The sequence below is a fragment of the Flavobacterium procerum genome, assembly GCF_042431625.1.
Taxonomy (GTDB): Bacteria; Bacteroidota; Bacteroidia; order Flavobacteriales; family Flavobacteriaceae; genus Flavobacterium; species Flavobacterium procerum.
In genome coordinates this window covers 486,200-502,661 of sequence record NZ_JBHLYW010000009.1, presented here as the reverse complement: position 1 = coordinate 502,661, position 16,462 = coordinate 486,200, and the positions used below count along the sequence as shown (strand labels likewise).

Sequence of the window (16,462 nt, the reverse complement as noted above, 5' to 3'; positions counted from 1 at the left end):
TCAAATGTTTAAAAAGTTTATACAAAGACCCGTACTCTCAACGGTAATATCTGTTATTATCGTTATTTTAGGTGTTTTAGGCCTAATAGAGTTACCGATTTCTCAATATCCGGATATTGCACCGCCAACGGTAAACGTGGCAGCAAGTTATACTGGAGCCAACGCGGATGTGGTACTTAAAAGTATCGTAATTCCATTGGAAGAACAAATTAATGGTGTAGAGAACATGACTTACATGACTTCTACAGCAACAAACGACGGAAATGCTTCTATAAAAGTTTTCTTTAAAGTAGGAACCAATCCCGATTTAGCGGCGGTAAACGTGCAAAACAGGGTTTCCAGAGCTACAAGTTTATTACCCGTAGAGGTAACGCAGGCTGGAGTTACAGTAACCAAAAGCCAGAGTAGTAACTTATTGATTTTCTCTTTATATAGTGATGATAAAGCTTACGACCAGACGTTTCTTCAGAATTATGCGAAGATTAACCTTGTACCTCAGATTCAGCGTGTAGTTGGAGTAGGAGATGTAACCGTTTTTGGTGCAAAAGATTATTCGATGAGAATCTGGTTGAAACCAGATGTAATGCAACAATACAAATTGATTCCGAGTGATATTTCGGCAGCTTTAGCGGAACAGAATATCGAAGCAGCGCCAGGTAAATTTGGTGAAAACGGAAATCAGGCATTCCAATATGTAATCAAATACAAAGGACGTTTGACGAGCGCTCAGGAATTTGAGAATATCGTTATTAAATCTGTTGGAAATGGTCAGATGCTTAGACTTAAAGATGTGGCTAAAGTAGAATTAGGATCGTTGAGTTACGCTTCTACAATTAAAACAAACGGCGTAGAATCTGCTGCAATGGCCATCAGCCAGACTCCGGGATCTAATGCACGTGATGTAATCATCAATTCTAAAAAACTAATTGAAGAAGCTGCAAAGAGTTTTCCAAAAGGGATGAAATACACTATTATGGTGGATGTCAACGAAAATTTAGATGCTTCTATCGAAAAAGTAATTCACACGTTGATTGAAGCCTTTATATTGGTTTTCATTGTAGTATTTATTTTCCTTCAAGATTTTAGATCGACTTTAATTCCAGCGATTGCGGTTCCGGTTGCGATTGTGGGAACGTTTTTCTTCCTGAATTTATTCGGATTTACAATTAACTTATTGACGCTTTTTGCGATGGTTCTCGCCATTGGTATTGTCGTCGATGACGCGATTGTGGTTGTCGAGGCCGTCCATGCAAAACTCGATCACGGATATAAATCGGCTAAAAAAGCAACCATTCACGCGATGGATGAAATTTCGGGAGCAATTATTTCGATTACCTTAGTAATGGCCGCAGTATTTATTCCGGTAACATTTATTAACGGATCAACAGGAGTTTTTTACAAACAGTTTGGTATTACATTGGCCGTCGCGATTATTCTTTCGGCAGTAAATGCCTTGACTTTGAGTCCGGCTTTATGTGCGCTTTTATTGAAACCACATGCAGATGATCATAAGCACAAAAGTTATTTACAGCGTTTTTATACATCATTCAACGTTGCTTTTGATAACGTAACCCAGCGATACAAACGCTCCGTAAGTTTTCTTTCTGTCAAAAAATGGATTGCCTTAGGTTCTATTATTATTGCTGGTTTAGCATTGGTTTATATGATGAAAACTACGCCGTCTGCTTTCGTTCCTTCTGAAGATCAGGGAACTGTTTTCGCTAACATTAGCTTGCCGCCATCAGCTTCTATGGAGCGTTCGGATATTATTGCCAAAAGAGTAGACAGTATTGCCAAAACTATTCCGGGAGTTAAAAATACACTTCGAATCGTGGGGCAGAACTTTACGGCTGGAGCGGGTAGTGCCTACAGTATGGTTATTGTAAAATTGAAACCATGGGACCAGCGCGATTTAAGTGTTGATGATGTAATCGGACAGCTTTTTGCTAAAACTAGTGGTATTCGTGAGGCTAATATCTTCTTTATTTCGCCGCCAACGATTCAAGGTTTTGGACAAAGTGGTGGATTCGAATTCCAATTACAGGATAAAGGTGGACACACAACTGCCGAATTCTTTAAAGTTAATAATGAATTTTTAGCGAAATTATCAGAGCGTCCAGAAATTCAATACGCGACAACACCTTTCAATCCAGGATTCCCTCAGTATATGATGGATATTAATTTAGCGAAAGCGAAAGATGCAGGAGTTTCTGTAAATACGATTCTATCAACCATGCAAGGATATTACGGAGGATTGTACGCTTCGAATTTCAATAAGTTCGGAAAACAATACCGTGTAATGGTTCAGGCTGCTCCAGAATTTAGAGCAAATACACAAGGATTGAATAAAATATTCGTTCGTAACAGTGCGGGAAATATGGCGCCAATTACGGAGTTTGTAAAAATGACAAGAGTCTTCGGGCCAGAATCGATTTCGAGATTTAACTTGTTTACGTCGATTTCGATAACAGGTGCACCAAATCCTGGATATAGTTCTGGAGATGCGATTAAAGCAATTCAGGAAGTTGCAGCAGAAAATCTTCCGGCAGGTTATGGTTACGAATTTTCTGGATTGACACGTGAGGAATTAGCTTCTGGAAGTGAAACGATATTCATTTTTGCTTTGTGTTTAGTATTCGTTTATTTCTTATTGAGTGCACAGTACGAAAGTTATATTTTGCCGTTTGCTGTATTATTCTCCATTCCGTTTGGATTAGCAGGAGCTTATTTGTTCTCGATTATTTTCAAACTGAATAGTAACATCTACTTGCAGATTTCCTTAATCATGTTGATTGGACTTCTCGCCAAGAACGGTATTTTGATTGTGGAATTTGCTTTGGACAGAAGACGAAAAGGTCTGCCAGTTGTTCAAGCGGCAATCGAGGGAGCAGTAGCGCGTTTACGTCCGATTTTGATGACTTCATTCGCTTTTATCCTTGGACTTGTTCCATTAATGTTTGCTTCTGGAGCAGGTGCTGTTGGTAACAAATCGATTGGTACTGGAGCAGTAGGTGGTATGTTGATTGGAACCATTTTAGGAGTTTTCGTAATTCCAGTTCTGTTTATCATTTTCCAAAATTTACAAGAAAAAATTAGTGGTCCTGCAAAAGACGGTTACGATGAAGACGATGACGATGAAGACGAAATTCATTTAATAGAAGCTCATAAAGAGTAAAATTTAATTAAGAAAGAAATGATTAATAGTTCAAATAAATATATTTTACTGGTAATGACGGCCGCACTTTTGAGTGCATGCTCCGTTACCAAGAAATACGAACGTCCCACAACCTTAAAAACAGATCAACTTTATCGCGATCAATCTTCAACAGATTCGACTACAATTGCTGATATGCCTTGGCAGAGTGTTTTTAAAGATGAAAAACTGAACGCTTTAATTCAGAAAGGATTAGATCAAAACCTGAATCTGAAGAATGCGATTGAGAATATTGTTCAAGCTCGAGCTTCATTGCGTCAGAGTAAATTGGCTTATTATCCGACTTTACAATTAGACGCAAGTGTTACGCATAACAAGCAATCTCAAGCAGGACTTAACTTCCCTCCTGGAATTAATATTAATACTTTGACAACTACTTACAAATTAGGGGCAAGTACTTCTTGGGAATTGGATATTTGGGGAAAACTGAGCAGTTCTAAAAGAGCGGCTTTGGCAACTTATTTAGCAACCGATGCTGCGAAACAAGCTATTCAGACACAATTGATTGCTGATATTGCCAATAATTATTTCATGCTTTTGGCTTATGATAAATCATTGAAAATTACGCAGGAGACTTTGGAAAGCCGAATTAAAAATGTGGAAACAATTAAAGCTTTAAAAGAAGGTGCAATTGTTACAGGAGCGGCGGTTGTGCAGAGTGAAGCCAATCAACATGCAGCAGAGGTTCTGATTCCAGATTTGAAACAAAGCATTCGCGAAACCGAAAATGCTCTAAATATCTTATTAGGACAAGGACCAGGGACAATTGATAGAGGAGAATTAGGAACTCAGATTATTCCTGAAAATATTGCAATCGGAATGCCTGCTCAATTATTGAATAACCGTCCAGATGTTCGTCAGGCGGAATTTAATTTCAGAGTTGCGTTTGAATCTACTAATTTGGCGAAAACTTATTTTTATCCAAGTTTGACGCTTACAGCTAGTACAGGTTTTTCTAATTTAGAATTGAAAGACTTTTTCACCAACTCTATATTTTATTCAATTATCGGAGGTTTAACACAACCAATTTTTAATCAAGGATTGAATAAGATGAGATTAACAACGGCTCAGTCTCAACAATTGCAAGCGTATAACAGTTTCCAGCAAACGCTTTTGGTAGCAGGTCAGGAAGTTTCGAATGCTTTGTATTCGTATGAAATGGCAGTTGAAAAAGAAGATTCAAGAAAGAAACAAATTGAAGCTCTTGAAAAAGCGGTTGATTTTACACAACAGCTTTTAGAATATAGCTCAGCCACTAATTATACTGATGTTTTGACTTCAGAACAAAATCTATTGTCAGCGCAGTTAAGCGGCATCAACGACAATCTTCAGAAATTGCAGGCTGTTGTTAATTTGTATAGAGCTTTGGGCGGAGGTTGGAAATAAATGACATCTTCAATTCGAAAAAAATGTCGTTTGTCGGAATAATTATACATTTCGTCTAATTTATGATTACTATTAAATAATTGGCTATACCTTTGAAACAGTTAAAATAATTAAAAGCCTATTATATAAGTTCCACTATTATTATAATTGTTTTAATAATCGCTTAATTGAAATAAAAACATGATTTAAAAATGCCTCATAAATGAGGCATTTTTTTTTAAATCCATGTCGGTTGGAAAGTGCTGTTCGTCGATTAGTTTTGAGGTTTTGTATAATGAATGCGACTGCGTTAAATAATGGCACTACTTTAGATTCATATCTACTAAAATTAATATTTAAAATTAAAGATCATGAAAAAATTAGTATTCGCCTCCGTACTCTTTATGAGTGTATTTTTTGCCCAAGCGCAAGTGACCATTAATGTAAACATTGGAACACCGCCAAATTGGGGACCACAAGGCTACGATGATAGTAGATATTATTATCTGCCAGATATTGATGTATATTATGATATTGATCAAAGTTTGTTTATTTACAATAACGCTGGAAAATGGACTGGTGATAAAAACCTTCCATCGAAATATAGAAGATATGATTTGTATTCAGGCTACAAAGTAGTTTTGACAGATTATAAAGGAAATTCACCTTATAATTATCATACAAAACACAGAAAAGCTTATCCAAAAGGTTATAAAGGAGAACCTCAAAAGAATAGAGGAGAAAGACCAGAAAAAAATGACAATGGAAAAGGACAAAAAAAATCTGAAAATACAGAAAAAAATAAAGGTAAAAATAACTCCAAACAACAGTCAAGCAAAGACCACGATTATAACGGCAAACACCGTTAATTCTTAACATGACTAAAGAAAACGCCTCCAATTCGGAGGCGTTTTTTATTTACAACATTATGATTTTTAGTTAAAAGTCTTATTCTGTCATAATTATATCTTTTAGTGTCTTTATTACTGTTTTGCTAATTCTAAATTTAAAACAATTGTAATTAACTAAAAACTTTAAGTTATGAGTAAATTTTCAGACCAAGTTCACATTTCTATCAGCACTTTCAAAAAAAACATTGTTTACTATGATTTAAAGCTGACTCAGTCAATGGCAGACCACCATTATTTTTCTTTTACTTGGCAACACACCGCAGAAGCTGTAATTGATCCCAAAAAATAGGCTGATGCTATTTCAAAATACATAGGGAGTGAAGTCATTTTTACTTTTCAGGTCAACGGAATTAAGTTAATGTCCAAAGGTATTGTTCGTGGACTCAAATCAATTGATCGCCATGGAAGCCCGGCTGGCCTTCATGTTTATGGAATCAGTCATACAGTTTTTCTAGAAGACGGTCCTAAATCAAGAATTTTTCTCAATAAAAACCTGGAACAGATTGCGCTTGAAATATTTGGTGAAACCCAATCCGATGAATTTTATCAGAGACAGGCCATCAAGCCGACTTATGCCAAAAGTTTTTCTTTTAAGCCGCAGTATAACGAAACAAGCTTTAATTTCTTGAAACGTCTTTCTCAACGCTATGGGCAGTGGTTTTACTTTGACGGAATGCGAATGCAGTTTGGAGAAACCAAGGCCACCAATATCAAACTGATCAATGGTTCATCGTTGCATGAGTTTACGATAGAAACCAATCTGTTTTCGCACAAAAGTTCGTTTGGAGGCTATGATTACCTCACGGCATCAAATATTCGCAATGCGGCATTGGTTAATGATAACGGAAGCCGAGACAGATTTACCTCCTCAATGGTCTGGAATCAGCCAGCTGTAACCACAAAGGAATTAAGTGTAGGAACTTATACCAATAATGCGCAGAACAAAGAAGAAATCGATGAAATGGTCAAACTGCAGACCTCGGCACATAATGCCAATTGCGTTTTTTACAGCGGCGTATCCTATTTTCCGATTGGCGTCGGGCAGGTTTTTAGCATTCTAAACAAAACGGTCGAACATAGCCTGATAGCTGTAGAAGTCATTCACCATTCTGAGGTAAATGGCAATTACAAATGTGAATTCAAAGCTATTCCATCTGATGTTGCTGCACCACATTATACCAATGTAAATGTCTTTGCTTCTGCCGAAGCCCAGCCTGCCAAAGTAACCGACAACAATGACCCGGAAGGCCTAGGACGCGTTAAAGTGCAATATTACTGGAATGGCTGGGGAAATGAGAGCGAATGGATGCGCGTAACACAGCTATATGCGGGATCAGGAAAGGGCGGTTACTTCAGACCCGAAATTGGAGAAGAAGTGCAGGTCAGTTTTCAGGGAGGCAATGCCGAATGCCCGTATGTATCGGGAACGTATTACAACGGAAAAGAAAAACCTGATTTTTTTGACCCGAAGAATATGATAAAAGGCTGGAAGCTTCGATTTGGAATGCTGCTCAAGTTTATTGAAAAAGTGGGCATCTGGCTTTCTGACCCAAGCGGGAATGAGATTCATCTGGATGAAGAGAACAAAAATATAAATGCTACATCGCCGGAGACAGTAACCATACGAGCCAAAAATATTGTTTTTGAGGCTAGTGAAAGTATTACGCTAAAAGCGGGAACAAATATTTCTGAAACGGCAACTATCAACAAATCAACGAACGTTGGCGGGGTTATGAATACAAGTGTTGGAGGAGACAAAATACTTTATGTAATTGGTGGCTTCCATGAACAAATAGATGGGGATTATCATTCTGAAGCTAAACAGGACAGACATACAATCGGACATTCTGATGTTGTTTCTCAAAGTGAAAAAAATGTTGAGTTTCATTCAAAAAATGACATCCAAAACAACAGCACCGAAGATACTACACAAAATTAAAAACTTTGAAAAATTATGTCAAGAACAAGAATAGTAAAAGGAAAAATTACTGAAGTTACAGGAGGAACTTCCAAGATTTTTGGAAACAGTATTAAAATTAATTCGGGAGGGAGTATTGATTATTATGCCAAGAATTATACCTATGGAGAGCCTGAACAGCCCCCAAAAAAAGCAGTTTTTCTTGAAGAACCTATAGCACTTGCAGTAGTTTATTTTCGTCCTTTAGAAAAAGAATGGAAGGGAGAATACGGATTTGACTGGCTTAGGGAAAAAGACAATGGCTATAATCTTGAGCCTCCGTATAAAGACATAATAGAAGGCGGTTATAAAGATGGAGTAAATAATCTAAACAAAGAAGAAGCTTATGAACAGTTAAAAACAGAATACAAGAGCATAGATATTAGTTTAAAAGAGAAGGAGGTGGCAGAAACCAATTCTGGTATTCCTGAAAAATATTATGTGCCTTATTTAACCTTGTTTTCTGAGCAGTTTGTCGAGGCTCTGTCAAAAAAAATGCCAGAAATGCTTGTGAAGCCTTGTTTTGAAGCAGAGCTAAGAATGCTTTTGTACATAGACGAAGATCTGGAAAAACTGGAATTTGACTATAATCGTGATTTTTTTCAACTCAGTTACGACCAGCTCGCAGAAAGCAAAAAGAATATGGGGCTTAAGCCTGCAGAAAAAACCATAAAAATAAAATGCCTGAAAGACCTTGACCAATATAAGGAAATTTGTATTTATGCCTATCCAAAAGATAAAAGTAACACAGACAAAAAACTGGCAGGAAAAATAATAGTGCTTAAAAATGACAGTACAGTACGCAAAGAAGAAAAAATTGTGCTGGTAGAAGTAAAAACGGACGTTGGAAAAAAATTAAAAAAAGGAGAAAAAAATGGAGAGTTTTCCCTAGAAGAAAAACAATATTTATATAAAACATTGTATCAGGCATTGATTGTTCCTGTTGTTGAAGAAACGATCTTAGATTTAAGAAAAAATGCAGATTTTCAGATTGGAGGTAAACATATAAATATAATAGACAAAAATGTAAAGCTTTTTTACCGTGATAATGAAAACGAACTACAAAAATATTTAAATGTATATAAAGATTGCACCACCCTATTTTTTGATGAGAAAGATGATAAAGGGATTAAGCTAAATTTAAAATATGAGGAGTATTTTACTATTTTTAAATTTGGAATAGCTTCTAACGAAAGTGCTGTTGTGGGAGCAGTTGAAAAAATTTGGGTACGGAATGTTATTATGCTTACGACAAGTAAAAAAGATAATTGTACATTATGTCATGAGACTATGCACGGTTTAGGTTTAAGACACATCCATCATCCTAGCAAGGAAGCAATTATATATAGCAGCTGCAAATACACTTATCCTTCTGGTGAATTTATGTCACACTATGCTACAAATAATGTTATGGCGTATATAGACAACGATGCTTTTTCTTCATGGAAATGGCAGTGGGAAATTATTAATCCTAATATTAAAAAATTATGCGAAATATAATCTTACTGTTTTTGTTTTTAAGTCTGAACAATATTTTTGCTCAAACCAAAAAAAAGACAACATCAACAGTAAAAAAAGAGAACAAAGAATATTTTGATATAGAAAAGTATAAAGACTGGGAAATTGATAATGATCATTCTACGAAAGAAAATTATAAATTTTTAAAAAGAGGCTCTGAAAGAGTAGAGATAGATTTTTCAGAAGATGCAATTAAGCTAAGTTTAAAAAATATAAACTCTCCATACGAATTCGTTAAAGTTTTCTCAAATAGTACAAAAAGATTATTTGGAGAAGCAATCTATTTTTATCAGTTTCCAATTGGAATTGATAAAGACTACGATGAAAACGGAAAACTTATTAAGGAAATGAATAATGACAAACTTTATAAGTTTTCTGTACAAAAATTGATTCAAAAATTTAAAAAAGAATATCATGTCGATTTAGAAGATTTCAAATTAGAAAATTATGTAGAGAGATTTGAATCAGAAGAGCTTAAAGGCAAGGCCTTTTACGGGGTAGGACTAGTGAGTGAAGAAAACAAAAATAAAACAAGATATTATTTGATAGATGGCACCACTGGCAAATTATTGTATAAAACCTTTTATTATAGACGTGAAGGAAGAAGCCCTTTTTATGAATATCAAATAAAGCTAGACAATCGCGAAATACCAGATAAATATTTATTAACCTTTAAGGGCAAAGATTATACAAGAAACGAATGGGATGCTTATGAACGTGCATTTTATAAAAAATACAAAGGAACCAAGAAAATTACAGATCCATAATGACAATCATGAAAAACATCATTGTACTGTTTTTATTTTTAAGCTTGGGCAACAATACAATTGCACAAACAAAAAAAAAGAAAACAACAGCAAAAAAGGAAACCAAAGAATATTTTGATATAGATAAATATAAGGATTGGGAAACAGACAGTACTTATACTTTGTATGAGAATGATAAATTCCTGAAGAGAGAGAATGAAAGAGTAGAGATAAATTTTTCAGATAAATCAATTAAAACAACTGAAAGCAATATAAAGTATCCATACAAGTTAGTTAAAGCTTTTTCAAACAGTACAAAAAGATTATTTGCAGAAGGAATTTATTTTTATCAAATTTCAATTGAAATTGACAAATACTACGATGAAAATGGGAAGCTTATTAAAGAAATTGATAATGATAGACTCTATAAATTTTCGATAAAAAAATTGATAAAAAAATTTAAGAAAGAATACCATGTCGATTTAGAAGATTTCACATTAGGAAATTGGGTATTAAGACGTAAACCCGAAGATAAAAAATTTAAAGGCAGAGTTTTTTATGAGGTAAGATTGGTATGCGAAGAAAATGAATATAAAAGAAGATACTATTTAATTGATGGTACAACTGGCAAATTATTATATAAAACTTTCTATTACAGACGCGAAGGAAGAATGCCTTTTGATGAATATCAAAGAAAGCTAGACAATCAAGAAATACCAGACGAGTATTTGTTAACTTTTGAGGGTAAAGATTATACACGAAACGAATGGGACGCTCATGAAAAAGAAGTGTATAAAAAAACAAGGGGATAAAAAAAGATAGACCTGAGATGACAATGATTAAAAATATAGTTTTACTGTTTTTAAATTAGACAGAGCTTCTAATAAACAAGGTGTATTAAGTGCAGTTGAAAATAACAGGGTGCGGAATGTTAGCGGGGGAAACGTATTATTACAATATTTATGTCGCTCCGTTGGAGCTTTATGTCTATAAACATTTATCTTCTCCTAAGCAATTAGGTTTTAATTATAAAAAAAAGACTTTCTCATTTTTTTGAGAAAGCCTTTTCAATTATATATTTAAAATTTCTTATTCCGAAACCGTTTTTACTTTATGTCCGATAGCTCCAAAAGAAAGAATAATCAAGAAACAAACTAATGGAATAATATATCCCGACTGAATATCATCATGATTCATATCGATTAAAGTTCCCATTCCGTAAGGAATAATAGCGCCACCAACAATCGACATTACCAACCATGAAGAACCCGTTTCAGTGTTTGATTTTAATCCTTTGATTCCTAAAGAGAAAATAGTTGGAAACATAATCGACATGAAGAACCCGATTCCGCCAAGAGCGTAAATCACTACAATTCCAGATCCGTAAATAGCTACTAAACAAAGAATAGCACTCATTACACAGTAGATAGAAAGTAGAACATAATCTTTTACAAAACGTAAAAAGAAAGTCCCAATAAAACGTCCCGCCATAAAAAGGAAACCATAGATTCCTAAATAATATCCTGCTGTTTTTTCGTCTAATCCAGCGCCTTGTTGTGCAATACGAATAAAGAAGCTTGTGATACAAACTTGCGCACCAACATAGAAAAACTGAGCGATAACGCCCCAGCTTAAATGTCTGAATTTTAAAACAGAGAAAAATCCAGGTTTAATTTCTGCTTCTGCGTGAGTTGCTTTCATTGAAGGCAATTGAACGAAGTAGAATATAATAGCAACCAAAACCAAGATGCTTCCCAAAACAATATATGGCATTTTTACAGAAGCGGCTTCGCCCAATAAATAGGCAGCTTTTTCAGCTTCTGGCATTGCAGCCATTTCTTCTGGTGTATGATTGGTTCCCGATAGTATAAACAAAGACCCTACAATTGGCGCAACCATTGCAGCTAAACCATTAAAAGAAGCTGCTAAATTCAATCTTTTTGATGAAGATTCTGCAGGCCCTAAAATCGCCGCGTATGGGTTTGCACTTGTCTCTAAAATTGTTAAACCACAGCCAATTACAAAAAGCGCAAATAAAAATAATTCATAAGTTCTGGTATTGGCAGCAGGCACAAATAAAAATGCTCCGACGGCAAAAACTAGTAATCCCGTTATAATACTGTTTTTATATCCAAATCTTTTAATCAGCATTCCAGCAGGAATTGCCATAATAAAATAGGCAAAAAACACAGAAGTGTCGATTAGCGTAGATTGTCTATTATTTAATTCACACGCTTTTTTCAGGTGCGGAATTAATACAGAATCAAGGTTATGAGCCATTCCCCACAGGAAAAATAGGCATGTAACTAAAATAAACGGCAAAAGATACTGATTTCCTTTTCCGCCTTCTGTCGGCACTTTGTGTTGATCACCGGCTTGGTTTGTAATTTGCATTGTGTTGATAGTTTTTTTGTTATTTTTTGGAGTTTTTTGTTTTGCCACGAAGGCGCTAAGACTCAAAGTATTTTCATTTTTTCTTTGCGACTTTGCGAGACTAAAAAAAGAATACTTTAAAAGTAATCTCGCAGAGTCGCTAAGACGCAAAGTGTTTAAGCCAAAGATTGTAAAAAAAATCTTAGCAGCTTAGAGTCTTAGTATCTCTTTTTGACTAAAAGTAAATGATCACAAACCAAAACGACTTCACCACGTTGGTTAATGATTTCTACGTGTTCGGTCACAGTTCCCATTTCAGGGTTTTTGGCTTCTCCTTTTTCAGAAATTGTGATTTCTGAGTGAATGGTATCGCCAATATGTACAGGTTTTACAAAACGCATTTTATCGTAACCTCTTGAAAAAGCTTCTGGATTTATCTCTGATGCCGTTAAGCCGATTCCGATGCTGAAAACCATGGTTCCGTGTGCGATTCTTTGTCCGAAAGGTTGTGTTTTACACCATTCTTCGTCCATGTGGTGCGGGAAGAAATCCCCAGTGTGTCCGGCGTGAACTACGAAATCAGTTTCTGTTATTGTTCTGCCTAATGTTACTCGTTTGTCGTTGATTGTATAATCTTCGAAAAAAGTGGATTTAAAATACATATTCTAGATATTTTTTATCGGTCTGGCTCTTCAAATAAATGTTAAAAGACTTTTATTTTGAGACGGACTGAAATTTGTTTTTTTTTGGTTTTGAAATATAGTGTTTTAATTACACTTCATCAAAAGAAATTCCGCCATTTTTACTGCTCTCGTAGCAAGCTTCCACAACCCTCATAGTTCCTAAAACATCCTGAACACTGGCAGATAATTTCTCATCAGAACCTTCTTTAAAGCGCATCAGGTTTGACATTGCGCCAATAAAAGCTTCCGGAAACCATGAGCCTTCAAGTTTTACTTCGGTCCATTCATACTCATTTTCATTATCTTTTTTTGGCAGCGCATATTCAAAAACATCTGGTAAACCGTCAGGATAGTTCATCAACAATCCCATTTTTGCTTTAATAGCACCTTTTGTTCCTTCCCATTTTATATAACTTTCTTCGTGTTTCGGACCAAAATGATGATCGTGATTTGTATTGATTACAACATGCATATTTTCGCCATAATCTAAAATAATCGTAGATCGACTTGATGATAATTTCTTAAGCGGATGGCTTGCTGTTTTTGCCATTACGCTTTTCGGATTTCCCAGAAAAGAACGAATACAATCAATGTAATGAACACTGTGAAAAAGTATTTCCAATCTCGGATGTTCTTTAATTAATGGAAACAATTCCCATGGCGTATTTACAGTAACTTTAAATTCCAAATCATACAAATCGCCGATAATGCCTTCTGTCATTAAGTAACGTGCAGCACTTACAAACGAAGAAAAACGAAGCTGGAAATTGATTGCAGCAACAAGTTTTTTTCTTTCGCAGACTTCCACAATTTCTCGTGCCTGAGCCAAATCATTACCCATTGGTTTCTGAATCAGAACTGCTGCGCCGTCTGGCAACTGCTCTAAAATTTCGATGTATTGATCAGGCAAAACCGTAATATCATAAACTGCATTTGATGGAGCATTTTTAACAGCTTCGGCAACATTTTCAAAAACATGATCAATTTTGAATTGCTTCTGTAAATCGTATGCTTTAGAAATGGTTCTGTTGGTGATGCCAAAAACCTTGAATCCAGCCATTTCGTAAGCCGGAAGATGCGCGTCTTTTACAATGCCACTAGCGCCAATAATTACGATTGGCTGTTCTGTTTCGGGCAATAAAGGTTTATATGGAATATTCATTTTTATGTTGTTTTGATTTGTAATCTTTATCAATATTTAAAGATTGATAAAGTTATTAGTTCTGTAATTTTTGAATCGCTTTTTGTGTTTCCTGCAAAAGTTTTTCAGTAGAAATATCCGTTTCAATCGCTTTCAATACCATTTGGTCAATCAATTCTGCAACTTTTGGCCAAATTGGTGTCTGTGGTAATGTCAAAGCATTTTCGTGCAGCATTTCCAATTTATGATAATAGGGAATAAGCTTATTGATTTCGTCGTCTTTCCAAGTCGATTTTCGGCATCCGATACCGCCTTCTGTGGTCAACAATTTGTCGCTTTCTGCAGTTGTAGCAAATCTCAAAAAATCATAAGCCAGTTTTTGATGTTTACTGCCAGAACCTATTGTGTAAAGCCAATACACGTTTAATGAAGCCGTTTTATGATTTGGATCATGTGGCAGAGCCGCAATATCAACTTTTCCTTTTACTTTTGATTCATCAATCACTTCGCACATTGAAGCAAATCCGAACCAGTTAATTGCCATTGCGGCTTGCCCTTCGGCGAAAGCCAAACCAGCTTCTACAGAGCCGAATTTTTTAGATTTTGGATGAACCGCATTGTCATTATTGACGATGTTTCGATAAAAATCTAAAGCTTGTACTGCTTCAATATGATTAATATTAATTTGATTGTGTTCATTTAACAAAGAACCGCCTCTTGTCCACAGTTGCAAGCAGAAATCGAAAACCATATTGTGTCCGTCTGGAAAATTGGCAAATACAGCACCATAAAGATTTTCTTCGGGGCGGTTAAAAAAAGAAGCAATTTGTGAGAACTCTTCCCAGTTTTCTGGCGGATGAAGTTCATAGCCAAACTGTTTTTTAAAGTTTTCTTTTTCTAAAGGATTTTCAAATAAATCTTTTCTGAAAATAAGACATTCTGGACCGTCATGAAAAGGTAGTCCATAAGTTCCATTGTCGATTTGCTGTAAATGTAATAGTGAATTATGCCAGCCATCAGGATAATTTTCAGGCGGATTTTCAGTAATAAAAGAAGTTAAATCCAAAACCGCTTTTTCATTTGCAGCATCAAAAATCCAGTCTGTATTTAAGTGTGCAATATCCCAATTTCCGTTTTCTAATCCTTTTTTAGCTATAGTTTCCACATACAGATTATGCAGTTCGTATGGAATCATTTCTGCTTCTATTTCAATATTATTTTGAAGACAGAAGGTATCCCAGAGTTTTTGCAGCGTACTTTCGAAAGGATCAAATTTTCGAACAGCGATTCTAAATTTTTCCATCAGCAGTCTATAAATTCTTTAATAATTTTTTCGTTGTCTTGACCTAGTTTCGGAGAACCTTTTCCAGAAGTCAGATATTCACCATCAATTTTTATCGGACAACGTGTTGTTTTATAAGAGTATCCATCAAGCATTTCAACTTGTTGGGTAAAATTCAAAACCTTAAATCCATCTTCTGCAAATAATTGCTGATAATTTAAAACCCCTGCACACCAAATATCTGCTGGTTCTAAAATATCTAGCCAAAATTGTGTTTCCTGCGTTTGCAAATGCTCAGCTAAAATGTTTTTGATTTCGTCTCTAAGCGTAAATTTATTTTCAGGAAAAGCAAGTAAAGCATCGCATTTTAATAAAGAAGCCAAAACAGGAATTGATCCCATTGCCAAGGCTAAATAACCATTTTTGGTTTTGTAAATTCCGTATGGTGCGCCTAAATAAGCGTGGGCGTTGTTGGTTTTGGTTCGAACAGGCAATTCACCACCATCATTAAAATAAGTTGTAATGGTTTCAAACTGAAAATCAAACGCAGATTCAAGCATGCTTACCTGAACTTGTGCACCCATATTATGAGTTGTTTTTCTGTATAAAGCAGCCAAAATTCCTTGTGCCAAATGGGCTCCGGCGAGCATATCTACAATCGATAATCCCATTGGGACTGGACCATCTTCTTGGTTACCGCTTAACCAAGTTAAAGCCGTTAAAGATTGCAAAAGCAAATCCTGTCCTGGTAAATCTTTCAAGTCTGGATGTTCTCCAAAACCAGAAATCGAACCGTAAATCACATTTGAATTAATATTTTTTACATCTTCATAACTCAAACCAATGCGCTCCATAACTCCGGGTCTGAAATTATGCATGACAACATCGGCTTTGGCTAATAACTTTTTTAGTTTTTGAAGTTCTTCTGGCTGTTTAAAATCAATTGCAAAAGATTCTTTGTTTCTGTTGATGGTATGAAAAACAGACGATTCGCCGTTCATAATCAAATCAGAAGTATATAAAGTGCGACAGATGTCTCCTGTTCCTGGTTTTTCAATTTTTATAACGCGTGCTCCCAAATCAGCCAATCGTAAACTGGCTGAAGGCCCCGAAAGAAACTGACTGAAATCTACAATTAAATAATCTTCTAATGGTTTCATGTTATGTTTAACCGTTTTGGTTTGTTTGTTTGTTTGTTTGTTGAATCGTTTTATTCAATAATTAAAAATCTAATTTAATCTGCTCAAATCTTTTTAAATCTGCGTGAAATAC

Annotated in this window: 13 protein-coding genes; 8 read left to right on the top strand and 5 right to left on the bottom strand. The window is 35.3% G+C overall.

Annotated elements, in window-relative coordinates:
* Positions 1–4 precede the first annotated feature (4 nt).
* From ACFFLS_RS13415 to ACFFLS_RS13380, 8 genes are all read left to right on the top strand, one after another.
* Positions 5–3,175, top strand: coding sequence for an efflux RND transporter permease subunit (locus tag ACFFLS_RS13415; RefSeq protein WP_379682091.1), 3,171 nt, complete (start codon positions 5–7; stop codon positions 3,173–3,175).
* Between the two features lie 18 nt (positions 3,176–3,193).
* Positions 3,194–4,600, top strand: a complete 1,407-nt coding sequence (locus ACFFLS_RS13410; RefSeq protein WP_379682090.1) for an efflux transporter outer membrane subunit — start codon at positions 3,194–3,196, stop codon at positions 4,598–4,600.
* Positions 4,601–4,950: 350 nt separating this feature from the next.
* Entirely contained in the window at positions 4,951–5,448 is a 498-nt protein-coding gene (locus ACFFLS_RS13405) for a hypothetical protein (protein WP_379682089.1), read from the top strand.
* A gap of 172 nt (positions 5,449–5,620) precedes the next feature.
* Positions 5,621–5,779, top strand: coding sequence for a hypothetical protein (locus ACFFLS_RS13400; RefSeq protein WP_379682088.1), 159 nt, complete (start codon positions 5,621–5,623; stop codon positions 5,777–5,779).
* A gap of 69 nt (positions 5,780–5,848) precedes the next feature.
* The gene (locus ACFFLS_RS13395) at positions 5,849–7,429 is read left to right on the top strand and encodes a type VI secretion system Vgr family protein (protein ID WP_379682087.1); all 1,581 of its coding nucleotides are present in this window, start codon (positions 5,849–5,851) and stop codon (positions 7,427–7,429) included.
* Between the two features lie 15 nt (positions 7,430–7,444).
* Positions 7,445–8,947: a hypothetical protein gene (locus tag ACFFLS_RS13390; RefSeq protein WP_379682086.1), complete on the top strand. Its 1,503-nt coding sequence runs from the start codon at positions 7,445–7,447 to the stop codon at positions 8,945–8,947.
* Positions 8,935–9,732: a hypothetical protein gene (locus ACFFLS_RS13385; protein ID WP_379682085.1), complete on the top strand. Its 798-nt coding sequence runs from the start codon at positions 8,935–8,937 to the stop codon at positions 9,730–9,732. The genes ACFFLS_RS13390 and ACFFLS_RS13385 overlap by 13 nt, the downstream gene beginning before the upstream one ends.
* 8 nt (positions 9,733–9,740) lie before the next feature.
* Positions 9,741–10,523 (top strand): hypothetical protein, encoded by a 783-nt coding sequence (locus tag ACFFLS_RS13380; RefSeq protein ID WP_379682084.1) that lies wholly within the window; start codon positions 9,741–9,743, stop codon positions 10,521–10,523.
* Between the two features lie 277 nt (positions 10,524–10,800).
* On the opposite strand, the gene fucP is transcribed toward ACFFLS_RS13380, so the two are convergent.
* From fucP to ACFFLS_RS13355, 5 genes are all read right to left on the bottom strand, one after another.
* Positions 10,801–12,105, bottom strand: coding sequence for an L-fucose:H+ symporter permease (gene fucP, locus ACFFLS_RS13375; protein WP_379682083.1), 1,305 nt, complete (start codon positions 12,103–12,105; stop codon positions 10,801–10,803).
* A 197-nt stretch (positions 12,106–12,302) separates the two neighbouring features.
* Positions 12,303–12,746, bottom strand: a complete 444-nt coding sequence (locus tag ACFFLS_RS13370) for a MaoC/PaaZ C-terminal domain-containing protein (RefSeq protein ID WP_379682082.1) — start codon at positions 12,744–12,746, stop codon at positions 12,303–12,305.
* 109 nt (positions 12,747–12,855) lie between these two features.
* Entirely contained in the window at positions 12,856–13,929 is a 1,074-nt protein-coding gene (locus ACFFLS_RS13365) for a Gfo/Idh/MocA family protein (protein ID WP_379682081.1), read from the bottom strand.
* A 55-nt stretch (positions 13,930–13,984) separates the two neighbouring features.
* The gene (locus ACFFLS_RS13360) at positions 13,985–15,211 is read right to left on the bottom strand and encodes an extracellular solute-binding protein (RefSeq protein ID WP_379682080.1); all 1,227 of its coding nucleotides are present in this window, start codon (positions 15,209–15,211) and stop codon (positions 13,985–13,987) included.
* On the bottom strand, positions 15,211–16,350 hold the full coding sequence (locus tag ACFFLS_RS13355; protein ID WP_379682079.1) for a CaiB/BaiF CoA transferase family protein: 1,140 nt from the start codon (positions 16,348–16,350) through the stop codon (positions 15,211–15,213). The genes ACFFLS_RS13360 and ACFFLS_RS13355 overlap by 1 nt, the downstream gene beginning before the upstream one ends.
* Positions 16,351–16,462: the final 112 nt, after the last annotated feature.